Source organism: Streptomyces sp. NPDC093221 (genome assembly GCF_044753885.1).
In the GTDB taxonomy this organism is placed as follows: domain Bacteria; phylum Actinomycetota; class Actinomycetes; order Streptomycetales; family Streptomycetaceae; genus Actinacidiphila.
Genome location: NZ_JBIVOA010000004.1, coordinates 717,702 through 740,254 on the forward strand (window position 1 = coordinate 717,702; position 22,553 = coordinate 740,254).

Annotated in this window: 19 protein-coding genes; 13 read left to right on the forward strand and 6 right to left on the reverse strand. The window is 74.4% G+C overall.

The genetic code is table 11. The features are described 5' to 3' along the window. Window positions 1–54: 54 nt before the first annotated feature. The 13 genes from ACIQCJ_RS20085 (at window position 55) to ACIQCJ_RS20145 (ending at window position 15,377) form a co-directional block, all read left to right on the forward strand. On the forward strand, window positions 55–558 hold the full coding sequence (locus tag ACIQCJ_RS20085) for an Rrf2 family transcriptional regulator (protein ID WP_355345833.1): 504 nt from the start codon (window positions 55–57) through the stop codon (window positions 556–558). Next, window positions 555–1,481 (forward strand): DsbA family protein, encoded by a 927-nt coding sequence (locus ACIQCJ_RS20090; RefSeq protein ID WP_402712084.1) that lies wholly within the window; start codon window positions 555–557, stop codon window positions 1,479–1,481. Before ACIQCJ_RS20085 ends, ACIQCJ_RS20090 begins: the two co-directional genes overlap by 4 nt. A 564-nt stretch (window positions 1,482–2,045) precedes the next feature. Further along, window positions 2,046–3,602 (forward strand): ABC transporter substrate-binding protein, encoded by a 1,557-nt coding sequence (locus ACIQCJ_RS20095; protein ID WP_402712085.1) that lies wholly within the window; start codon window positions 2,046–2,048, stop codon window positions 3,600–3,602. Continuing rightward, entirely contained in the window at window positions 3,599–4,675 is a 1,077-nt protein-coding gene (locus ACIQCJ_RS20100; protein WP_402712086.1) for an ABC transporter permease, read from the forward strand. Before ACIQCJ_RS20095 ends, ACIQCJ_RS20100 begins: the two co-directional genes overlap by 4 nt. Further along, the gene (locus ACIQCJ_RS20105; protein ID WP_391052338.1) at window positions 4,672–5,556 is read left to right on the forward strand and encodes an ABC transporter permease subunit; all 885 of its coding nucleotides are present in this window, start codon (window positions 4,672–4,674) and stop codon (window positions 5,554–5,556) included. Before ACIQCJ_RS20100 ends, ACIQCJ_RS20105 begins: the two co-directional genes overlap by 4 nt. Continuing rightward, window positions 5,540–6,793, forward strand: coding sequence for an ABC transporter ATP-binding protein (locus ACIQCJ_RS20110; RefSeq protein WP_402712087.1), 1,254 nt, complete (start codon window positions 5,540–5,542; stop codon window positions 6,791–6,793). Before ACIQCJ_RS20105 ends, ACIQCJ_RS20110 begins: the two co-directional genes overlap by 17 nt. Beyond that, window positions 6,790–7,884, forward strand: a complete 1,095-nt coding sequence (locus ACIQCJ_RS20115; RefSeq protein ID WP_402712088.1) for an ABC transporter ATP-binding protein — start codon at window positions 6,790–6,792, stop codon at window positions 7,882–7,884. The genes ACIQCJ_RS20110 and ACIQCJ_RS20115 overlap by 4 nt, the downstream gene beginning before the upstream one ends. Before the next feature lie 45 nt (window positions 7,885–7,929). Continuing rightward, entirely contained in the window at window positions 7,930–9,012 is a 1,083-nt protein-coding gene (locus ACIQCJ_RS20120; protein WP_391052331.1) for an LLM class flavin-dependent oxidoreductase, read from the forward strand. Then, window positions 9,009–11,516 carry a molybdopterin-dependent oxidoreductase gene (locus tag ACIQCJ_RS20125; RefSeq protein ID WP_402712089.1) on the forward strand — a complete coding sequence of 836 codons (2,508 nt, stop codon included), beginning with the start codon at window positions 9,009–9,011 and terminating at the stop codon, window positions 11,514–11,516. The genes ACIQCJ_RS20120 and ACIQCJ_RS20125 overlap by 4 nt, the downstream gene beginning before the upstream one ends. Next, the gene (locus tag ACIQCJ_RS20130) at window positions 11,513–12,733 is read left to right on the forward strand and encodes an acyl-CoA dehydrogenase family protein (protein WP_402712090.1); all 1,221 of its coding nucleotides are present in this window, start codon (window positions 11,513–11,515) and stop codon (window positions 12,731–12,733) included. Before ACIQCJ_RS20125 ends, ACIQCJ_RS20130 begins: the two co-directional genes overlap by 4 nt. 51 nt (window positions 12,734–12,784) lie before the next feature. Continuing rightward, a complete protein-coding gene (locus ACIQCJ_RS20135; protein ID WP_355345803.1) occupies window positions 12,785–13,948 on the forward strand; it encodes an LLM class flavin-dependent oxidoreductase in 1,164 nt (387 codons plus the stop codon). Beyond that, window positions 13,945–14,751, forward strand: a complete 807-nt coding sequence (locus tag ACIQCJ_RS20140) for a serine aminopeptidase domain-containing protein (RefSeq protein WP_355345800.1) — start codon at window positions 13,945–13,947, stop codon at window positions 14,749–14,751. Before ACIQCJ_RS20135 ends, ACIQCJ_RS20140 begins: the two co-directional genes overlap by 4 nt. A 74-nt stretch (window positions 14,752–14,825) precedes the next feature. Then, window positions 14,826–15,377, forward strand: coding sequence for a flavin reductase family protein (locus ACIQCJ_RS20145; protein ID WP_402712091.1), 552 nt, complete (start codon window positions 14,826–14,828; stop codon window positions 15,375–15,377). Window positions 15,378–15,410: 33 nt separating this feature from the next. On the opposite strand, the gene ACIQCJ_RS20150 is transcribed toward ACIQCJ_RS20145, so the two are convergent. The 6 genes from ACIQCJ_RS20150 to ACIQCJ_RS20175 form a co-directional block, all read right to left on the reverse strand. Further along, on the reverse strand, window positions 15,411–16,172 hold the full coding sequence (locus ACIQCJ_RS20150; RefSeq protein ID WP_401854251.1) for a class I SAM-dependent methyltransferase: 762 nt from the start codon (window positions 16,170–16,172) through the stop codon (window positions 15,411–15,413). Window positions 16,173–16,451: 279 nt separating this feature from the next. After that, window positions 16,452–17,714, reverse strand: a complete 1,263-nt coding sequence (locus ACIQCJ_RS20155; protein ID WP_402712092.1) for a hypothetical protein — start codon at window positions 17,712–17,714, stop codon at window positions 16,452–16,454. A gap of 238 nt (window positions 17,715–17,952) precedes the next feature. Next, entirely contained in the window at window positions 17,953–18,543 is a 591-nt protein-coding gene (locus ACIQCJ_RS20160) for a lytic polysaccharide monooxygenase (protein WP_355350307.1), read from the reverse strand. A gap of 248 nt (window positions 18,544–18,791) precedes the next feature. Then, entirely contained in the window at window positions 18,792–20,153 is a 1,362-nt protein-coding gene (locus ACIQCJ_RS20165; RefSeq protein ID WP_402712093.1) for a cellulose binding domain-containing protein, read from the reverse strand. Between the two features lie 398 nt (window positions 20,154–20,551). Beyond that, the gene (locus ACIQCJ_RS20170; protein WP_402712094.1) at window positions 20,552–21,502 is read right to left on the reverse strand and encodes an anti-sigma factor RsbA family regulatory protein; all 951 of its coding nucleotides are present in this window, start codon (window positions 21,500–21,502) and stop codon (window positions 20,552–20,554) included. Window positions 21,503–21,825: 323 nt separating this feature from the next. Then, the gene (locus ACIQCJ_RS20175; protein WP_402712095.1) at window positions 21,826–22,464 is read right to left on the reverse strand and encodes an alpha-ketoglutarate-dependent dioxygenase AlkB; all 639 of its coding nucleotides are present in this window, start codon (window positions 22,462–22,464) and stop codon (window positions 21,826–21,828) included. Window positions 22,465–22,553: the final 89 nt, after the last annotated feature.

The following is a 22,553-nucleotide window of genomic DNA, read 5'->3' on the forward strand; positions in this document are numbered from 1 at the left end:
GGTGGAGCCGCCCGCGGTGCCGACTTCCGCCGTCCGGCGCGCCATACTGGAGCCATGCATATCTCCGCGAAGGCGGACTACGCCGCGCGGGCCCTCATGGAGCTGGCCTGCGACATCGACCGCCCGCTGACCTGCGAGGCCATCGCCTCCTCGCAGGAGATTCCGTTCCGATTCCTGAAGTCCGTGGTCGGCGAGCTGCGGCGGGCGGGGCTGGTGCGCAGCCAGCGCGGCTGTGAGGGCGGCTACTGGCTGACCAGACCCGCCGCCGAGATCACGCTGCTCGACGTGGTGCGCGCCGTGGACGGCGAGGTGATCACGCTGCGCGGCGAGCCGTTGGCCGAGCTGGCCTATCCGACGCCCGCCACGGGCCTGCCGAGTGTGTGGCGCACGATCGAGGAGGGCGCCGCCGCCGTGCTGGCCGGGGTGACGATCGCCGCGCTGCTGCCGTCCGGGTCGGCCGCGGCCGGCGGCGCACAGGCCGCCGCGCCGGACACCGCTCCGATCGCCGCTCCGGCCGCCCCTTCGGCGGGCGAGGACCGCCTGGCGGGCGTGGCATGACCGGTCCCCCGCCGCCCGGTGGCACCGACCGCCTCCAGGTCACCGAGTACACCGATCCGCTCTGTCCGTGGGCGTGGGGCTCCGAGCCCGTCTTCCGCGCGCTGCGGGCCGCGCTCGGCGAACAGGCGTCATGGCGGCGGGTGTTCGGCATCCTCTTCGACACCGACGACGACCCGGCGCCCGATCCGGCGGCCGAGACCCGGTGGTACGAGGGCTTCGTCCGGGAGATCAGCGGGCACACCGGGGCTCCGCACGCGGTGCGGCTGAGCCGGGTGGCGGCGACGAGCTGGCCCGCCTCGCTGGTCGCCAAGGCGGCCGAGGCGCAGGGCGGGCAGGTGGCCGACCAGGTGCTGCGGCGGCTGCGCGAGACGATGTTCGTGACCGGCGAGCCCGCCGACACACTGGACCTGGCGCTGGCCGCCGCCGACGGCGTGCCCGGTCTCGACCCCGTACGCCTGGCCGCCGACGCCGCGTCCCCCCGGGTGCTCGCCGCGGTGACGGCTGACCACCGCGAGACGCGCGCCCCGCTGGCCGATGTGCTGACCGTCACAGCGGCGGGGCCGCATCCGGGCACCGCCAAGGAGACCCCGTCGGGAGAGCTGCGGTACGCGCTGCCCACCGTCGTGCTGACCGGGCCGCTCGGGCGTCGCGTGGTGCCCGGCAGGCGCCCGGCGGCGAGCTATCTGGAGGCGGCGCTCGCGGTCGCCCCCGGGGTGTCCGTGTCGGCCGAACAGCCGTCCGCCGAGGCCCTGTTGGCGTACCACCGCAGCCTGACCGGGCCGGAGTGGGAACTGCTGGCGCCGGGGGTCGCGCCGCCCGCGTCGGCCGTCCCGGTGGCCACCGGGAACGGCCCGCTGTGGCTCCACCCGGCCGAGGCCGCGGCATACCCGGCCCCCGTATCCGTACCCCCGCTGCCGCGTTGACCAGCGGGTCTTTCGCACGCGGTCACCGTTCCACCGAATGAGACACCTTTTGGTGTCCATTGACATCGGCTCACCCCGGCAGTCAGGATGGGCACATGCTTACGACGCACCCCGGTGTGGTGTGCCGCTACGTGGACTTCCTGCGTACCAGCAGCGCTCTCTGTCGCTGACCGTACGCCCGTGGCCCTCGCGCGGCGCCTGACCGCCCCGCAGACCCCAGGCCCCAGGCCCCCGATCGGCCGGCCTGTGTCCAGGCCCGTGCGCCCCGCCCACGCGTCCTCCCGCTCGTCTTTCCGTGGCCCCGTCGTCCCGTGACGTCCACGCCATGACCCCCGCCGTAACCGCCTGAGGCACCCGCCCCCGGCGCGGCACTCCCCTGTCACGCCCACCGCACAGTGCCGCCGCCATGGCGCCGCACCGCGATCCGTGCCGCCTCCGTCCTCGGCGCGCCGGTCTCCTGGCCGTCGCCGAGCGGAACGGCACGCTGTACACCGCCCCCGTCGCGCCGCCCTCACCGTCGAGGGCACCCCCTCGAAACGCACCCTCGAAAGGTGACGCCTCGTCATGAATCGTGCCGCCGTGACCAGTTCCCTTCCCTCCTCCCCGAGCAGACGTTCCTTCCTCGGGCTCGGCCTCGGCGCGGGCGCCGCCCTGGCGCTCGCGGCCTGCGGCAGTGGCAGCGGTACCTCGGGGAGCAGCGCGGGCTCCTCCGTCCTCAAGTGGGGCTGGGCGCTGCCCACTTCGTGGGACCCGGTCTTCTCCTCCGCCGGATGGGACGTGCACTCGCTCTCCCTGGTCTACGCGGGCCTCACGAAGCTCGACCCGCACGGCGCGGCCGTACCGGCGCTCGCCAGCGCGTGGAAGTACAACGCCCTGGGCACGCAGGTGACCTTCACCCTGCGTCCCGGACTGACCTTCTCCGACGGCTCCGCGCTGGACGCCACCGCCGTCAAGAAGAGCCTCGACCGCGGCCGTACCGACCCCAAGTCGCTGGTCGCACCGCAGCTCACCTCGGTCAAGGCGGTGTCCGCGCCGAACGCCACGACCGTCGTGATCGACCTGACGCACGCGGACTACCAGCTCCCCAACCTGCTGGCGGGCAAGACCGGGATGGTCGTCAATCCGGCCGCCTTCACCTCGGACGCCGCGGGCATCGCCTCCAAACCGGCCGGCTCGGGACCCTTCACGCTGACCTCGTACACCCAGAACGCCAAGGCCGTCCTGCGGCGCAACCCCACGTACTGGGACGCGGCGTCAATCAAGCTGAACAACTTCGAGCTGTACCCGCTGCCCGACGCCTCCACGGTCGTCGCGGCGCTCCAGTCGGGGCAGTACAACGTGGCGCAGATCCCGGGCAGCCAGGTCGAGGCGGCCAAGGCCGCCGGGCTCGAAGTGCAGGTCATTCCCTCGATGGTGGTCGCCACCCTGGATGTGAACAGCAGCAAGGCGCCGTTCGACGACCCCAAGGTGGTCGAGGCGCTGAAGTACGCGATCGACCGTGAGGCGCTGCTGAAGACCCAGGCGTTCGGCCACGGCGAGGTCAGCTACCAGCCCTTCCCGAAGGGTTACGCGGGGTACGACCCGGCCAGCGCGAATCTCTTCCCGTACGACCCGGAGAAGGCCAAGCGGTTGCTCGCGGAGGCCGGGCACGCGGGCGGCCTGGACCTCACGCTGACCACGGGCGCCGCGCAGGGCGAGCCCGAGCAGATCCAGGCGCAGCTCAAGAAGGTCGGGATCAACGCGAAGATCGAGGTCATCCCCGAGGCGCAGTTCACCCAGATCATCTACATCCAGCACGACCGGCAGTTGGCCGTCGACCAGTTCGCGGGCCGCGACTCCGCCGTGCAGGCGTTCCAAGTGCTGTTCGGTGAGCAGGGGTTGATGAATCCGGGCCGCACCACGCCGCCGGAGCTGGCCGCCGCCATCGACAAGGTGACCCGCACTCCGCTCGACTCCCCCGAATACCCGAAGGTCCTCCAGGCCGCGAGCGCCACCGCGGTGCGCACCACGCCGAACGTCTTCCTGTTCACGGTGCCGCGCATCCTCGCCAGGGCCCGCGGGGTGTCGGCGCTGCCCGAGACCACGGTGGTGCAGCGCTTCGAAGGGGTGACCGTCGGATGACGGCGCTCGCCGCCGCGCTGCCCCGGCGGCGGTCGGCACGGGCCCGCCGGGCGCTGATCGCGCCGCGGCCGATCGGTTCCGCGGTGCTCACCACCGCCACCGTGTTCCTGCTGTCGTCGCTGCTGACCTTCGGGCTCGGCGCGCTGTCGAACGCCAACCCCGGCGCGGCGGTGCTCGGCGAGACCGCCACGCCCGCCGACATCGACCGGATGAACCACGCCTTCGGCCTGGACCGGCCGCTGCCGGTGCAGTACGTGAGCTGGCTCGGCCACGCCCTGACCGGCGATCTCGGGCGCTCCTGGTTCACCACGCTCCCGGTCTCCGACAGCGTCTTCCGGGCGCTGCCGGTGGACCTGTCGATCGCCGGTCTCGCCCTGGTGATCGCCGTGCTGCTCGGCGCGGCGGGCGGGATCGCCGCCGCGTACAGCAACGGCGGGCGGCTGGACCGCGCGATCACGGCGGCCTGCTCGGTGCTCGGTACGCTGCCGGCCTTCGTCGTCGCGATCGGTCTGATCGCGGTGGTGTCGGTGAAGCTCGGGTGGCTGCCGTCCGGCGGCTACACCGCCTTCGGCGACGATCCGGCGCAGTGGCTGCGCTTCGCGGCGCTGCCCGCCTTCGCGCTCAGCCTGGACGCCGCCGCGAACGTGGCCCGGCAGCTACGGGCCTCGCTGGTCGGGGAGTTGCGGGCGAATTACGTGACGGGCGCGATGATGCGCGGTCTGTCGGCCCGGCGGGTGCTCTTCGGGCACGTGCTGCGCAACGCGGCGGGACCCGCGCTCACCGTCCTCGGCATGAGCGTGCCGATGCTGATCGGCGGCGCGGTCGTCACCGAGCGGATCTTCAACCTGCCCGGTATCGCGCAGCTCTCCCTCCAGGCCGCACAGCAGCACGATGTGCCGGTCATCCAGGGCACGCTGCTGGTCACGGTGGCGGTGGTCCTGCTCGCCAACATCGCGATCAACGCCGGTCTGCTGGCGCTCAACCCGGCCGCCCGCAGGGGCCGTTCCAAGGCGAACGCGGCATCGGGAGACGCCGCGCTCGCTGACGGCGCGTCACGTGGCGGTGTCTCATGAGGACGCTGCGCCGCACCGGACGGGTGCCCGCCGCCCGTTTCGCACTGGCCGTACTCGCCGTCGTCGCCCTGCTCGCGGTGCTCGGCGGGGTGATCGCCCCGCAGGACCCGCTCGCGCAGGACACCGCGCGGGTGCTCCAAGGTCCCAGCGGATCACACCTGTTGGGGACGGACTACCTCGGCAGGGACGTCCTGAGCAGGCTGCTGGCGGGCACCGGCCGCTCCGTGCTCGGCGCGGTCGAGTCGGTCGGCGCGGCGATGGTCCTCGGCGTCGTGCCGGGCCTCGCGTCGCTGTGGCTCGGCCGCGGCTTCGAGTGGGCCGCGCTGCGCGCGGTGGACGCGCTGATGACGCTGCCGTTCACGCTCTTCGCCATCGCCGCGATCGGCGTCTTCGGCAACGGCCTCAACCAGGCGATGCTCGCGCTCGGCGTGCTGCTGGCCCCGCTGTTCTTCCGGGTGTCCCGCGCCGCCGCGCTGGGCCTGAAGCAGGCCCAGTACGTGGAGGCCGCGGAGCTGATGGGCGCCTCGCGCGGCCGGATCCTGCGGACCCACATCGCCGCGAAGGTGCTGCCGACGATCGCCGTGACCACGGCCCACGCGCTGGCGACGGCGCTGCTGACCGTCGCCTCGCTGACCTTCCTCGGCGTCGGCGTCCAGCCGCCCGCCCCGACCTGGGGCGGCATGCTCGCCAGCGACCTGGGCTATCTCGCCCAGCAGCCGTGGGCGCCCGCCCTGCCCGGCGTCCTGATCATGATCACCGTCGGCGCGCTCAATCTGCTCGCGGACGCCGTACGGGACAGCGGCGCCGATGTCGGGGCCGAGCCGCGAGCCGCCCGCGAACCCCAGGGGAGGAAGGCCGATGACCGTGTCGTCGCTGTCTGAGCCGGGCCGTGCCCGCACCGTCGGTGCGACCGGACCCGTACTCACCGTGGACGGGCTGCACATCACCGTCTCCGGCGGTCGCGCCGAGGCCGTCCGCGACGTGTCCTTCACCGTCCACGCGGGCGAGGCCGTCGGCGTCGTCGGCGAGTCGGGCAGCGGCAAGACGCTGACCTGCCGCTCGCTGCTCGGCGTGCTGCCGCCCGGCTGCGAGGTGTCGGCGGGCAGCGCGGCGCTGGCCGGTGCGGATCCCGACGGTACGGAAGCGGTCGGTACGGCGACGGCCGGTGCCTCGGCCGCGGGTGCCTCGGCCGCGGGTGGGTCGGCGGCGGGTGCGTCGGCGGCCGAAAAGGCGTCGCCCGCAAGCTCGTCGCCCGCAAGCCGGTCGTTCGGCAAGGCGTCGGCCGCGAAGTCCTCGGCCAGGAAGTCGTCGGGCGCCGCCTCGTCGGCCGGTACCGATCTGACCGCGCTCGACAAGCGGCAGTGGGAGCGGCTGCGCGGGGTGGAGCTGGGCGCGGTCTTCCAGGACCCGGCCTCGTATCTCAACCCGGCGCTGACCGTGGGCCGCCAGCTCGCCGAGCCGCTGCGCGTACGCCTCGGTCTGAAACGGGCGCGGGCGCACGAGCGGGCCGTGGAACTCTTCGCCTCGGTCGGCCTGCGCGATCCCGCCGACGTCTACCACCGGTACCCGCACGAGCTGTCGGGCGGCATGCTGCAACGCGTCCTGATCGCCATCGCGGTCGCCTGCGATCCGCGGCTGCTCGTCGCGGACGAGGCGACGACGGCGCTCGACACCGTCGTGCAGGCCGAAGTCCTCGATCTGCTGGCCCAGTTGCGCGACGAGCGCGGTCTCGCCCTGCTGCTGGTCACCCACGACCTGGCCGTCGTCGCCGAGGTCACCGACCGGGTGCTGGTCTTCTACGCGGGCGAGATCGTCGAGGACGGTCCCACCCAGGACGTCGTCCACCGCCCCGCGCACCCCTACACCGCCGCGCTGCTGCGCGTCGCCTCCCTCGGCGACTGGAACCGCCGCGAGCTGGCCGTCATCCCCGGCCGTCCGCCCGAGGCGGGCGAGGCCCCGGTCGGCTGCCGGTTCGCCGACCGCTGCGCCTTCGCCGAGGACCGCTGCCGTACGCGGCCGGTGCCGCTCACCGCGACCGCCGACGGCCGCCGTGTCCGCTGCGTGCGCGCCGCGGAACTCGCCCTGTCCCCGCCGCCCCTCCAGGAGGTGCCCGCATGACCACCACCCCCGCGGCCCGCACGGCGCCGGTCTCCGACGTCTCCCCGCCCACGGCGGACATCGAGCGGCCGGTCGCGCCGTCCGCGGTGCCCGCCGCCGAACGCGAGACGCGGGCGTCCGCGCCCGCGCTCCAGGTCGAAGGGCTCGGTGTCACCTACCAGCGGCGCCCCGGCCACAGCCACAGCGCCCCCGTGCTGAGCGGTGTCGACCTGGAGGTGACGGCCGGTCAGATCCTCGGGGTGATCGGCGAGACCGGGTCGGGTAAGACGACGCTGGCGCGGGCCGTGGTCGGGCTGGCGCCGGTGGTGGCCGGGCGGATCGGCGTCGCGGGCGTCGAGGTCGGCGCGCTGCGCGGACGAGAGTTGCGCGACCACCGGCGGTCCGGGCTGGTGCAGTACATGTTCCAGGACCCGCTGCGGTCGCTGGACCCGGATCTGACGGTGAACGACCTGGTGGGCGAGCCGTTGGCGGTCGCCGGGGTGGAGCGCGCCGAGCGGCGCGGCCGGGTGGCGGAGGCGCTGCACCGGGTGGGGCTCGACGCGGACACCCTGGGCGGCCGGATTCCGGCCCAGCTCTCCGGCGGCCAGCGTCAGCGCGTGTCCTTGGCGCGGGCGATCGTCACGCGGCCCGCGTTGCTGCTGGCGGACGAGCCGGTCAGCGCGCTGGACGCCTCGAACCGCAACCATGTGCTGCGGCTGCTGGACGAGTTGCGCCGCGACCTGGGCGTGGCCGTCGTCGTCATCTCGCACGACCTCAGCTCGCTGGCCGGGATCGCCGACCGGATCGCGGTGCTGTACCGGGGGCGGCTGGTCGAACAGGGCCCGACCGCCGATGTGCTGGCCCGCCCGCTGCACCCGTACACCGCGCTGCTCACCGCGTCCGCGCCCCGCGTGGACCGCGATCCGTCGAAGCGGCGCGAGCGGCCGGGGCCGCCCGGTGAGGTGCCGGTCTGGGCGGCCGACCCCGGCGCCTGCGTCTTCGCCCACCGCTGCCCGCTGGCGGACGCCGACTGCCGCACGCAACCGGGCAGTTCGCCGCACTCGGGCGAGCGGGCCGCCGCCTGTCACCACCCGGTCGCCGCCGCCCGCTGACCCGCGCCCACCACCAGCAACCCCACGATCTTCGGGAGAGACCTCGTGCCCATCGAATTCATCGGCATCGCCAGCACCCAGCAGTTCAGTGAGACCGGCGCCGCGTCCGGGCCTGTCGTCGACCCCGGCTACCTGACCGAACTGGCCCTGGCGCACGAGGAGTCCGGCTTCGACCGTGTGCTGGTCGCGCACTCCTCCGCGAGCCCCGACGGCTTCACCGTCGCCGACCAGATCCTGAGCCGTACGACCCGGCTCGGTGTGCTGCTCGCCCACCGTCCCGGTTTCGTCGCCCCGACGCTCACGGCCCGCAAGTACGCCACGCTCGACGCCTTCCACCCTGGCCGGGTCGCGCTGCACGTCATCACCGGAGGCGACGACGCCGACCAGGCGCGGGACGGCGACCTCAGCGACAAGCCGACCCGCTACCGGCGCACCGACGAGTTCCTCGACGTGGTGCGCAAGGAGTGGGAGTCGGCCGAACCCTTCGACTACGAGGGCGAGTTCTACACCGTGCGCGGCGGCTACTCGTCGGTCCGCCCGGCCGATCCGATCCCGGTGTACTTCGGCGGCGCGTCCGGTGACGCGGTGCGGGTCGGCGGCAAGCACGCGGATGTGTACGCCTTCTGGGGCGAGCCGCTCGCGGGGATCGCCGAGCGCATCCGGCAGGTCCGCGCGGCGGCGTCGCCGTACGGCCGCGACCCGCGGTTCAGCGTCAGCCTGCGCCCGATACCGGCCGCCACGGAGGCCGAGGCGTGGCGCCGCGCCGAGGACGTCCTGCGGCTGACGAAGGAGAAGGCGGGCGAGGTGCGCAAGGCGTTCAACCTCGACCACACCGCGCAGGAGGGCTCGCGCAGGCTGCTCGAATACGCCGCCAAGGGCGACGTGCACGACAAGCGGCTGTGGACGGCGGTCGCCAAGGTCACCGGGGCCGCGGGCAACTCCACCGCGCTGGTGGGCAGTTACGAGCAGGTCGCCGAGTCGCTGCTGGACTACGTGGGCCTGGGCGTGTCCACCCTCCTGATCCGCGGCTTCAGCCCGCTGGAGGACGCCCGCGACTACGGTTCCCTGGTGCGGCTGGTCCGCGAGCAGACCGACGGCGCCGCGCTGACCGGAGCGGCTGCCGTATGACCGCCGGGACCGGGAGCGCGCCCTCGGTGGGGAGGAGGGCCGGGGCGGTCACCCCGACGACCTCCCACTGGGGGGCGTTCGGGGTACGGCGGAACGCGGACGGCACGGTCACCGCCGTCCCGCACCCCGCCGACCCCTCGCCGTCACCGCTGCTGCGCGGTGTGCCGGGCTCGCTCCGGCACGCCACCCGGATCCGGCGGCCCGCCGCCCGGCGCGGCTGGCTGGAGCACGGCCCCGGTCCCACCTCCGGGCGCGGCGACGAGCCCTTCGTGGAACTCGGCTGGGACGAGGCGCTTGGCCTGGCCGCCGCCGAACTGGCGCGGGTCCGCGACGAGTTCGGCAACACAGCGGTGTTCGGCGGCTCGTACGGCTGGGCGAGCGCGGGGCGCTTCCACCACGCGCAGAGCCAACTCCACCGGTTCCTGGCGCAGTTCGGCGGCTACACGGGCTCGCGCAACTCGTACAGCCTGGGCACCTCGCTGGTGCTGCTGCCGTATCTGGTCGGCGACGCGGAGTCGGTGCTGCGGTCCTCGTCCACCTGGCCGACGATCACCGGGCACACCGAACTGATCATCGCCTTCGGCGGAATCCCCGCGAAGAACGTGCATGTCACCCCCGGCGGGGTGACCCGGCACGGCACGCCCGGCCATCTGTCGGCGCTGGCCGCGGCCGGTGCCCGGGTCGCGCTGGTCAGCCCGCTGCGCGACGACCTGCCGGACGGCCTGGACGCCGACTGGTATCCGATCCGCCCGGCGACCGACACCGCGCTGATGCTGGCGCTCGCCCACACCCTGGTCGACGAGGGGCTGTACGACCGGGAGTTCGTCGACCGGTACTGCGCCGGGGCCGACACCTTCCTGCGCTATCTGCGCGGCGCCGACGACGGCACGGTGAAGGACGCGCGGTGGGCCGCGGCGCTCACCGGCATCCCGGCCGACCGAATCCGCGACCTGGCCCGCAGCGCCGCGCGGCAGCGCACCCTGGTCACCGTCACCTGGTCGTTGCAGCGCATCCAGCACGGCGAGCAGCCGGTGTGGGCGGCGCTCGCGCTGGCCGCGCTGCTTGGCCAGATCGGACTTCCGGGCGGCGGATTCGGCCACGGCTACGGCTCGATGGGCGACGTGGGCGACACCGGTCCGCAGGTCCGGCTGCCGTATCTGCCCCAAGGGCCCAATCCCGTCGCGGAGTTCATCCCCTGCGCCCGGATCGCGGACCTGCTGCTGCGTCCCGGCGAGGAGTACGACTACGACGGCACACGCCGCCGCTACCCGGACATCCGGCTGGTGCACTGGGCCGGCGGCAACCCCTTCCACCACCATCAGGACCTGGGCAGGCTGCGGCGCGCCTTCGGGCGGCCGGACACCGTGCTGGTGCACGAGACGCACTGGACGGCGACCGCCCGCCACGCCGATCTGGTGTTCCCCGCCACCACGTCCCTGGAGCGTGAGGACATCGGCGGCGGGCGGCGCGACACCCATCTGATCGCCATGCACCGCGCGGTCGAGCCGGTCGGCGAGGCCCGCGACGACCACGCGATCCTGGCCGGTCTGGCCGAACGCCTCGGATTCGGCGAGCGGTTCACCGAGGGACGGGACCCGGCGGGATGGCTGGAGCACCTGTACACCCGGTGGGCCGAGGAGTTGGCGGCGACCGGGGGCGGCGAGCCGCCCGCCTTCGCGGACTTCTGGTCGGCGGGCGAGTGGGAACTGCCGCCGCAGCCCGCCGAGCGCACGCTCTTCGCCGACTTCAGGGCCGACCCGCTGGGCGCGCCCCTGGCCACCCCCAGCGGCCGGATCGAGCTGACCAGCGCGACGGTGGCCGCCCTCGGGCTGCCCGACTGCCCCGGCCACCCGGCCTGGCTCGAACCCGACGAGTGGCCGGGCGCCCCGGCCGCGGACCGGCTGCCGCTGCTGCTGATCGCGAACCAGCCCGCCAACCGGCTGCACAGTCAGCTCGACACCGGGGCCGCGAGCCTGGACGCCAAGGTCGCCGGGCGCGAGGCGCTGCGGATCCATCCGGCGGACGCGGCGGCCCGTTCGGTCCACGACGGCGATCTGGTGCGGATCTTCAACGACCGGGGCGCCTGCCTGGCGGGCGCGGTGCTCACCGACCGGGTACGGCCCGGTGTCGTACGGCTGCCGACCGGCGCGTGGTTCGACCCGGTACCCGGTCACGAGCCGCCGCTGTGCGCGCACGGCAATCCGAACGTGCTGACCGCCGACATCCCCAGCTCCCGGCTCTCCCAGGGCTGCACCGGCCAACACGCGCTGGTCGAGGTCGAGTTGTGGGCCGGAGGGCCGCCGCCCGAGGTGACCGTCCGCCGGCCGCCCGCCTTCGCCGACGATCCGCGCGCGGGCCGTACGGCGCACGCGACACCCTCGACGGCCGCCGCGGGACCGGCCACCGCTGACACGTACGCGCCCGGCCCGTACGGCCGCCTCGGACCACCCGAGCCCGGCGATCCCCACTTCGAACGGCCCCACCACAGGAAGGCCACACCGTGACCACCGACCTCGCGTCCTCGTCCGGCACCGGCTCCGCCGCGCCCGCGGACGCCACCGCCACCGGCCTGCCCGCACCCGACTACGACCGGCTGCCCGAGGTCGCGGCGGCGCTGGCCGCGCGGGCCGGTGAGCACGACCGGGACGCGAGCTTCCCGCACGAGGGCGTGGCCGCCGTGCACGCCGCCGGACTGCTCACCGCGACCGTCGACCGCGGCCACGGCGGCGCGGGGGCCGGTCTCGCCGACACCGTACGCATCCTGCGGGCGCTCGGCGGCGGCGATCCGGCGGTCGCGCTGGTCACGTCGATGACGCTGTTCGCGCACGCGGCGCAGGCCCGCGCCCCGCACTGGCCGCAGGACACCTACGGCGAGCTGCTGGCCGAGTCCGCGCGACGCCCGGCGCTGGTGAACGCCCTGCGGGTGGAGCCCGATCTGGGCAGTCCGGTACGCGGCGGGCTTCCGGCGGCCACCGCGCGGCGGCGCGAGGACCACTGGGAGCTGACCGGGCACAAGATCTTCTCGACCGGCGCGGTGGCGCTGCGCTGGATGATGGTGTGGGCGCGCACCGACGAGGAGCCGGTGCGGACCGGTTCGTTCCTGGTGCGCACCGACTCGCCGGGCATCGAAGTGCGGCCCACCTGGAACCACTTGGGGCTGCGCGCCAGCCGCAGCGACGACGTGCTGTTTGACTCGGTCCGTGTGCCGCTCGGCCGCACCGCCGGGCTCGCGGAGCCCGGCCAGGACGGCGGCCGGGACGTCGTGGGCGGTGCCTGGAACTCGCTGGGCCTGACCGCGCTCTACCTCGGCGTGGCGCGCGCCGCCCAGCGGTGGCTGACCGGTTTCCTGCACGAGCGCGTGCCCAGCGCGCTCGGCGCTCCGCTGGCCACGCTGCCGCGCTTCCAGAGCGCGGTCGGCGAGATCGAGGTCCAACTGGCCGGTGCGGAGAGGCTGGTGGCGGCGCTGGCCGAGGCCGTCGACAGCGGTGATCCGCTCGCCGCCGCGGAGGCGGGCGGCGCGAAGGTGCTCGGCACCCGGGCCGCGATCGGTTCGGTCGAGCAGGCCGTCGCGCTGATCGGCAACAACGGCCTGACCAACGACAACCCGCTGCAACGCCATCTGCGGGACGTGCTGTGCTCCCGCGTCCACACCCCGCAGGACGACTCGGTGCTGCTCGGCACCGGGCGCGCCGCCCTCGATCTCGGCGGGTCCGCCCGCTGACCCCCTTTTCGCTTTCTCTTCCGCTCCCTCTCACGAAAGGCCCCAGCAGCCATGCCTGTTGAGTTCATCGGCATGATCGGCACCCGCGACGTCTCCGAGGTCCGTCCTCCGTCCGGGCCGGTCGTCGACCCCGACTACACGCGGCGGTTCGCCCTCGCCCACGAGGAGGCGGGCTTCGACCGCGTCCTGATCGGCTACGGCTCCGGCAGCCCCGACGGTACGCAGGTCGCCGCCCATGTCGCCGCGCACACCGAGCGGTTGGGCCTGCTGGTGGCGCACCGCCCCGGCTTCGTCGCCCCGACCCTTGCGGCCAGGACCTTCGCCACTCTCGACCAGTTCTCCGGCGGGCGCACCGCGGTGCACATCATCACCGGCGGGCATGACGCCGAGCAGCGCAGGGACGGCGACCACCTCGGCAAGGACGACCGCTACGCGCGGACCGACGAGTACCTCGACATCCTCAAGTCCGCCTGGACCAGCACGGAACCGGTCAGCCACGAGGGCCGCTTCTACCACTATGAGGACTACCTCTCCGAGGTGCGCCCGGTCACCGAGCCCCGCATCCCGCTGTACTTCGGCGGCTCGTCCGAGGCGGCCTACCGGGTCGGCGGCAAGCACGCCGACGTCTTCGCGCTGTGGGGCGAACCGCTGGCGGAGACGGCGGAGCAGATCGCGTCCGTGCGGGCCGCGGCCGAGGCGGCGGGCCGCACCGAGCCGCCGCGGATCAGCGTCTCCTTCCGGCCGATCCTCGGCCGTACCGAGGAGGAGGCGTGGGACCGCGCGCACCGCATCCTGGACACCATCAACTCCCGTGGCGCGGCGGGCTCGTTCGTCGGCAGCCGCCGCACGACCCTGCCGGTCGGCCCGGACGCCCAGCCGCAGAACACCGGCTCGCAGCGGCTGCTCGCCGCCGCGGCCAAGGGTGAGCTGCACGACCGCGCGTTGTGGACCCCCACCGCCAAGGCGACCGGGGCGGCGGGCAATTCGACCGCCCTGGTCGGCACGCCGGAGACCGTCGCCCAGGCGCTGCTGGACTACGTGGACATCGGCGTCACCACGCTGCTGATCCGCGGCTACGACCCGCTGGACGACGTGATCGACTACGGCCGTGATCTGCTGCCGCTGGTCCGGGCCGAGGTGGCCCGGCGCGACGCGGACGCGACGGGCGTGTCCGGCTCCGCTCCCGCGGTCGCCGCCGTGAGCGGTGCCCGATGAGCGCCCCGGTCGGCCTCGCCGAGGCCACCGGAGACCCGGTGCACCCGCGAGTCCCGAGCCCGGCGGAGGAGGCCGCGCCGGTCGCGGACTGGTACCCGGCCGCGGGCCTGGCGCACCGCGGCACCGTCGTCCTGCTCCCCGGGCGCGGTGAACACCCGGGCGTGTACGAGCGGTTCGGCCGACGGCTGGCGGCCGACGCGTATGTCGTCCACGTCCTCGACGTGCCCGAGGACGGCGATCCCGAGCCGGTCGCGGGCGCCGTCGAAGCGATCGCGGCGGGCGCGGCCAGGCCGCTGGTGCTGGCCGGTTCCGACAGCGGGGCCCTGCACGCGCTGGCAGCCGCGGGGCGTACGGGCGTCGCACCGGACGCGCTGCTGCTCGCCGGGGCGCCGGAACCGGGCGCGGCGGCCGGGTGGGACGACGAGCTGGCCGTACGCACGGCGTGCCCGACGCACCGGGGGCGGCTGGACGCCGATCCGCTGTTCGTCGCCGGCGCCCTCGCCGCCCCCGTCCCCGGCGCGCTGGCCGAGGCCGCCGACGCGGCGCTCACAGCCGGGCTCCCGTTCCCGGCCCTCGTGCTGCACGGCGCGGCCGATCCGGTCTCCGCGCCGTCCGTCGCCCACTCCCTGGCCGCGCGGCTGCCCGCGGCGACCCTGGCCACGGTGACGGACGGCAGGCACGACGTGCTCAACGACATCCAGCACCGCAGTGTCGCCGCCCTCGTCGTCCAGTGGCTGGAGCGGCTGCGTATCGCTCCCTCGCTCCCGCCGATCCTCACGGTGACCCCGGTCGCCGCGCCCTGACGCCCCGCCATGCGCCGGGCCCCGTAAGGGGTCCGGCCACTCCCCTGGCATCCGACCCGGAAGGACCGCCCGTCATGACCGCGACCCCGTCGCTCGCCGCTGCCACCAACTCACCCGTGGATCACACCCGTTCCGCCGCCGGAGCGGTACGTCCGGCCGATCTGCTGCGGCGTACGCTGCGGCGGCAGGCGACGGCGGTGACCGTCGTGACCGTGCCGGGTCCCGCGGGATTCACCGCGACGTCCTTCACCTCGGCGTCCCTCGAACCGGCCCTGGTGTCCTTCTACTTGTCCACCACGGCGTCCACGGCGGGCGCCGTCAGGTCGGCCGACCGTTTCGCCGTGCATCTGCTCGGGTCCGACCAGGAGGACCTGGCGCGGGGCTTCGCGCGCAGTGGCGTGGACCGGTTCGCCGGGGTGGCCTGGACACCGGACACGGGCGGGCTGCCGCTGCTGTCCGGGGTGCCGGCCTGGCTGACCGCCCGTACCGTGCACGTCCACGATGTCGGCGACCACTTCCTCGTGGTCGGCCATGTGGAGGACGCGGGCGGTCCCGGCGCGGACTCGCCGCTGGTCCACCACGACGGGGCGTTCGGCACCTTCCACACCGACCGGCCCCGCGCGTAACCGCGACGGGCGTCGCGGGGGGCGGTCCCGGCGTCAGGCCGCCTTCCGCGCCTCGATGAGGAAGCGGGTCACCGTGGCCGTGAACGACCCCTCGGACGTGATGTGTTCGTGCAGGGCGCGCAGGGTGTCGCGGTGCTCGGCGACCGTGAAGCCGGGGACCATCCAGATGACCTTGCGCAGGTAGTAGACGACCGCGCCGATGTCGTGGAATTCCATTCGCAGCGACTCGGCGCGCAGGTCGACCACCTCGAGTCCGGCCGCGGCGGCGCCCGCACGCGCCAGGTCGGGGTGGCGCGCGCCGCGCACCGCGTCGGGCTGCTCTCCGAGGAAGAACTCCACGAGTTCGAACGCGCTGGCCGGGCCGACCTGCTGGGAGAAGTACGTGCCGCCGGGGCGCAGGACGCGCGCGATCTCGTCCCACCACACCGTCACGGGGTGGCGGCTGGTCACCAGGTCGAACGCCTCGTCGGCGAAGGGCAGCGGGGGCTCGTCCGTGTCCGCGACGACGACCGCGCCGCGCGGGTGCAGCAGAGCGGTCGCCTTGGCCACATTCGGCGGCCACGACTCGGTCGCGGCCATCAGCGGCGGCAGCGCGGGCACCCCGGCGAGCACTTCGCCGCCGCCGGTCTGGATGTCGAGCGCGGCCGACGCCCGGCCGAGACGCTCGCCCATCCGCCGCTGATACCCCCACGACGGCCGCTGCTCGGTGGCCCGCCCGTCCAGCCAGGAGAAGTCCCACCCGTCGACCGACACCGAGTCGGCCTCCGCCACCAGCGCGTCGAAGTCACGTTCCATCCCGGCATCATCGCCGCAGGCCGCCCGCCGGACCACTCGATTAACCCGTGCCTCGATCGCCTCGAACCTCGACCAGCCCGAGCTCGGGCTTCGAACACACCCGGGCCTCGACCACCTCGGACCTCGATCACACCCGGGCCTCGGTCACACCCGGGCCTCGGTCACACCCGGGCCTCGGTCACACCCGGGCCTCGATCAACCGGCGCCTGGACCACGGGCCGTACCTGAGGAGCCGGCCAGCAAGGGGGGCCGTCTCGCGCCGGAGGCGGCCCCTGCCGCTCAGCGCACCGGCACCCCGCCGTAGCCCTGGACGATCGGCCGCCAGGTCGGCTGGAACTGGGAAAGCGTCGAGCCGACCGCCCACGCGGTGGGTGTGCCGGGCAGCGGGTGCGGCACGGCGGCCACGCCGAAGAGCGAGGCACCCTGGCCCGCCGCGTCAGTCGCCGCGGGCTCGGCGTGCCAGGCCGCGCCGTCCCAGCGCATGGTGAACGCCGGTGTGGCCACGCCCTGTTGCTCGCCGACGGCGATCAGGCCGTGCTCGCCGTACGCGGTGACGCCGTGCAGGTCCGCGTGGACGGCGGGCCCCGCGACCTCCGTCCACGTACGCCCGTCCCAGTGCAGGGTCAGCGGGGAGTTCGTGCCGTCCGGCGTGCTGCTCCCGCCGACCGCCCACACGTCGTCGGGGCCGAGCACGGCGACGCTCTCCAGCGACTCGCCGCGGCCGGCGGTGTGCGGCGTCGGCACGATCCGCCAGGCCGCGCCGTCCCAGCGCTCGACGAGCGGGCGGCCCTCGCCCCGCGCGTCGTAGACGACACCGACGGCCCAGACACGACCGTCGCCGTCGGCCGCCGCACCCGACAGCAGCGCGTCGCCGCCAGGCTCCGGGGTGGCGACCGACGACCAGGCGCGCCCGTTCCAGTGGTACGCCAGCGGGCGCGGCGCGCCGATCCGGTCCTGCGCGGTGACGCCGACCGTCCAGAGGTCGTCCGGGCCGGTGCCCGCCAGCGCCGACGGGTACGCCGACCGGTCGGCGGCCTCCGCGGGCAGCGGGACCTCCTGCCAGCGGCGGCCGTCGAAGTGCTCGGCCAGCGAGCGGTCCTGGAACGCCGCGGCGTCGTTCCAGGAGCCGACGGCCCAGACGTCACGGGCGGACAGCGGCAGTACGGCGTCGAGCTTGCCGTTCGCCGCCGCGCCGCCGGACGGCCGGTGGGCGAGCGGGCCGGTGGCGTTCCACCGGGCGCCGTCGAAGCGCTCGGCGACGGGGACGTTCACGCCCGACGGGTCCTCGCGGTAGCCGACCGACCACGCGTCGAGCGAGTCGCGGGCCGCCACGGCGCGCAGTTCCTCGTCCCGCTCGGGCCCGGCCGCGCGGCGGCTGCGCCACCCCGGCAGGTCGGGGCCGCCGGGCGCGGGCGCGGCAGCGGAAGCGTCCGGCACCGGGGCGAAGGCCGAGTCCCGTACCCCGTCGCCGGGCGCCGCCGTCGCCGTCGCCGCGCCCGCTCCCGTTCCGGCGAGCGCCGCCGCAGCCGTGAGGGCCGCCACGGCGAGCACTCCGCCGCGCGCCCGCCTCGGGCCGAGGCCCCGCGTCAGTCGCCGTCCCCGTCGTGTCCGCATCCCGCTGCCGCCTCCGTCGTCGTGTCGCGCGCCGTCCGGGCGTCCGAACGGCCCGGTTCCGGCTTCGACACTGCCCTACGCGGCGGCGCGGGCGCGGCTGCCCACGCCAGGCGTTACGGTGACGCACCGTCAGCGGAGCAGGACGGCGGCGGCCCAGGACGGTGCGTCAGAACTGCACGTCGGCGCAGGAGTAGAAGGCGTTCGCGGTGTCCGCGATGGTCCAGACGCCGACGATGAGCTGCTTGCCGCTCAGCCCGCTGGGGATCGTGCCCTGGTGGACGACGGTGGCGGGCGGCTGGGAGCCGTTGTAGGGGATCTTCAGGAAGGGCGTGGTGTTGAGCATCGCCCGGGTGAGCGGCTTCTTCGGGTCGTACCCGGCCTTGGTCAGGTAGTACGAGAAGTCGGTCGTCGAGTGCCGTGCGGTCAACTTCCAGGTGAAGGTGTAGCTCTGACCGCCCGTCACGTGCGTGGCGGGCCAGCCGCCGTTGCGCGGGTCGTCGAGCTGGGCGAAGCGGCTGTTGGCGCCGCTGCAGATCTTGCCGTCGGCGGGACCGCCGGCCGGGAAGCCCTTGGGGCCCTCGACGCTCTGCGGCTCGTACTGGATGTCGCCGCAGTTCGTGACGGTCCCGGCGGCGCACAGCGCCTGGCGGCTGGGCGGGGTGCTGATGTAGCCGTGACTGCTGGCGCTTCCGGTGGCGAGCACGAACGAACCGGCGACGCCGAGCCCGATCACGGCCGCACTGATCTTCTTGCGCATGGCGTACTCCTTGAGAACGTGGGGGAGTTCCGCGGATGTCTACGGTCGTACGCGGCCCGGACCTGCCCGTGCGGCACAAGACCACACCGATCCAGGTCTAGACCAAGTCGCACCCTAGTCCCAGGATTTAGTCATGTCCACACCAAGAATCAGCCGTGCGGCGGCGCAATGTGTCCGCTACGCACGGCGGCCCGGCGAGCGGGTCTCCCCGCTCGCCGGGCCGCCGCGAGGCGCGACCGGACGGTGCGTCAGGTCGCCTTGCAGGTCAGCACGGGAACGGCGTTCCCGCCGCTGTACGTGCCCTGGAAGCCGAAGTGGGTCTCGGCGGACGGCGCGAGGGCGCCGTTGTAGGCGAGACTCGCCGCGGTCACCGCCGCGCCCGACTGGGCGACGGTGGCGTTCCAGGAGTTGGTGACGCGCTGGCTGCCGGGGTAGGTCCACGACACCGTCCACGAACGCGTCGCCGACGTACCGCTGTTGGCCACCGTCACATCGGCGGTGAAGCCGCTCCCCCAGTCGTTGCTCACCGTGTAGCTGGCGGAACAGCCGCTGCCGCCACCGCCGTTGGACCCGCTGGAGGTGGTCGCGGTGACCGGCGCCGAGGCGGCGGAGGTGTTGCCCGCCGCGTCGCGGGCCTTGACGGTGTACGTGTACGCCGTCGCGGCGGTCAGCCCCGAGTCGGTGTACGACCGGCCGGCGGTCGTCCCCACCAACGCGCCGCCGCGGTAGACGTCGTACGCCGTCACCCCGACGTTGTCGGTCGCCGCCGACCAGCCCAGGGAGACCGAGGTCGCCGTGGTCCCGGTGACGCCGAGGCCGCCGGGCGCGGTCGGCGCCTGGGTGTCGGAGCCGGTGCCGCCGGAGCCCGCCGCGCTCGCGCTGAAGGAGAAGCCGGTGGTGGCCAGACCCTGGCCGCCCTGCCAGACCTCGAAACCGGCCTCTGCGTCGATGAGGTAGTGCGCCGGGTCGGCCGAACCGCGGCCGACCGCGTCGTCGATCAGCGCCTTGACGTCGAGGTTCGAGACCGAGGTCCCGCCGCCCTGCAACACGTAGGAGATGATCTTCCACGAGGTCTGACGGCCGGTCCACACGTCCCAGTTGTGCCCCGCGGCGGCCGACGTGCCGCTCTTCCCGCCGAACGGCTGCACCCCGCCGCGGCTGTTGAGCCAGATCATGATCTCGGTGCCGTCAGGCTGACCGGCCGTGGTCGGCGTCGAGTTGATCCACAGGTCGTACGCGACGTCGTAGGCGCCGGACGCCGGTTGCACCGTGCTCCACGAGGAGACCGCGCTGCCCAGCTTGCTGATCTGGATCGGCATACCGCTGTTCGGCGTGCAGTCGCCCCAGTGGCAGCCCTTGAAGAGCGAGGGATACGTGGCGGGCGCGCCGTTCGTCGGCAGGTTGAAGTCGGCCGTCGCCAGCGACCACGCGGTGCCGCTGGAGTACGTGACGCACTGCTGGGCGGTGGAGTTCCACTCGTTGGCCTGGAGCGTGTACTCGCCGCCGGCCACCGGGAGGGTGCCCTGCGGCGCGCAGGTCGAGACGGGGTCGGCGTGCGCGGTCGTCGCGGTGGTCAGCGGCAGCAGCAGCGCCGCGACGGCGGCGAGCACCGCGACCGCCGGGCGCAGCCGGTGGAGCCGCCGGAGCGGATGGGGCCGGTTCCGACGGAGCGGACGGGGCGGACGGGGCAGCCAGGGCCGTGCGAGCGGCCCGGAGCGAGGACGGGCGGGATGACGTGTCACTGGTAAGTCCCTTCACCAGTTCGTGGGGGGATGGGTGACGGCTCGGCAGCGCAGGGCACGATGGGAGCGCTCCCATGTCACCGCGTTCATGTAGCCAGGCCCCTCCCCCGGCGTCAAGGGGCTCGGCGTGGCGGAGGGTCCCCGCCGTCAAGGGGTCCGCCTGGCAGAGGGTCCCCGCCGTCCGCGTACCGCGAGACCACACCGTGCGCGCACAGCGAAAGGCCCCGCTCACGCGACGTCGGCGGGGCGGGGCGGTTCGGGGTCGGTCAGTCCGCGGCTCCGGCCGGGACGGGAGCGCCGCCGAGGTAGCAGCGGATCGCCGTGCCGTCGGGGGCGGCGTGGACGCGGACGAGGTCCGCGATGTGATTGACCATCAGCAGACCGCGACCGCCCGGACGGCCGTTCGGAGGCAGGCGGCGGCCCGCCATCGGGTCGCTGAGCCTGCCGCCGTCGCGGACCTCGCAGACCACCTGGTCGTTCTCGGTCCACAGCCGGATCGTGCCGGAACCGCCGCCGTGCAGAACGCTGTTGGTGATGAGTTCGGAGACCGCGAGGGCCAGGTCGTCCAGCCGGGTGCCGGTCAGGCCGAAGCCGCCCGCCAGCCGGACGGCGAAGCGCCGCGCGTCGCGCAGGCGTTGGTCGTCGAAGGCGAAGGACGCGGCGTCCCGCGGCTCGGGCAGCGGGGTGTTGCCGGAGGCGACGGCGTGGTCCGGCGCGTAGCGGTCGCTGGGCCGCTCGCGGCCCGCCTCGATCACCACCGGATGGGTGGCGTGCGCGTCGTCCAGGACGTCGGGGGCGAGCCCGGCCGCGTCGTACGGACACAGGATCGTCACCTGCCGCCCGGCGAAGGCGGTGTTGATCAGCGCCTCGTGCTGGACGCAGGCCGGGTACTCCAGCGCGGTGCGCCCCGGCCAGATCGGCTCGCCGATGATCCGGACCGGACCCGGCGGCTGCGCGTCGCAGAAGGCGCGGAGCACGGCCGGAATGATGCGCCCGGGGTTGCGCCCGACCGTGGTCATGTCGATGAAGCGCACGGCGCCCGCGTCGGCCCCGAGGGCGGTACGCAGCAGGTCGAGTCCGACGGGCGGGGCCGCGACGGCGACCGGTTCGCCCGCGGCGAGGCCGTCCCGTACGAAGGGGACGGTGCCCTCCAGATACTCGCGCGCGCCGCGGTAGAACAGAGCGGGATGGGAGAAGTTCCGGGCAGGACTGATCACGGCGCCACCGTTCGCGACATCGCACGGCAGCGTCCCGGTGGCGTTTCCCACGCCTCTCGCGTCGGCCTCGGCGCCCCCTGACGCCGGCCGACCGCGATGTCCACCCTGAATGCCCCCTTCGGACACCTGCGGTTTTTTCGGACACCCCTTGACAGCGGTTTCGGACAACAGTGCTGTCACCGCCAGTATGCTCCTCGCCCGACGATCATCAACGCCGGGAGCCGCCTGGCCGCCGTCCGCGCCCGCAGCGGGGGCCGCTCCCCCGGAGAACCGACCGGTCCCGCACCGCTCCGCGCCGGTCCCGCACCAACTCCGCACCGGTCCTACGCCACTCCGCGTGGCCGGAACTGGACGCTGATCCGCCCGCCCACCGCTCCCCGCGTCTTCGGCACCGCGTGATCCCAGCTCCGCTGACAGGAGCCGCCCATCACGATCAGGTCGCCGTGGCCCAGCGGCTGCCGGACGGTGCTCCCGGCGCCCCTGCCGCCGCGCGGCCTGAGCAGCAGCGGGCGCGGCTCCCCCAGGGACACGATGGCGACCATCGTGTCGTGGGTGCCGCCGCGCCCGAAGCGGTCGCCGTGCCAGGCCACGCTGTCCCGGCCGTCGCGGTAGAAGCACAGTCCGGCGCTGACGAAGGGCTCGCCCAGTTCGGCCGCGTAGTGCGCGCTGAGCCCCGCGCGGGCGTCGGTGAGCACGTCGGCGGGCAGCGGGTCGCCCTCGCGGTAGTGGGCGAGGAGGCGGGGTACGGCCACCACGTTGTCGTACATCCGGCGCCGCTCCTCGCGCCAGGGGACCTCCGCGGCCAGTTCCGCGTAGAGGTCGTCGGCGCCGCTCAGCCATCCGGGGAGCGTGTCGATCCAGGCGCCCTGTCCGAGGTGGGTGCGGCGGGCTCCCTCCAGGTCACCGAGGCCCGGAGCGCCGCCGCCGAAGATGGACGCCTGCTGAGGGGACGGGTGGCTCATGCCCCGAGCCTACCTCGACTGTCGCACGCCTGTTCTATTGTGTGCCGTGTGCCGAACGTGTGCCGAACGCGTGTGCCGGATGTCTGCCG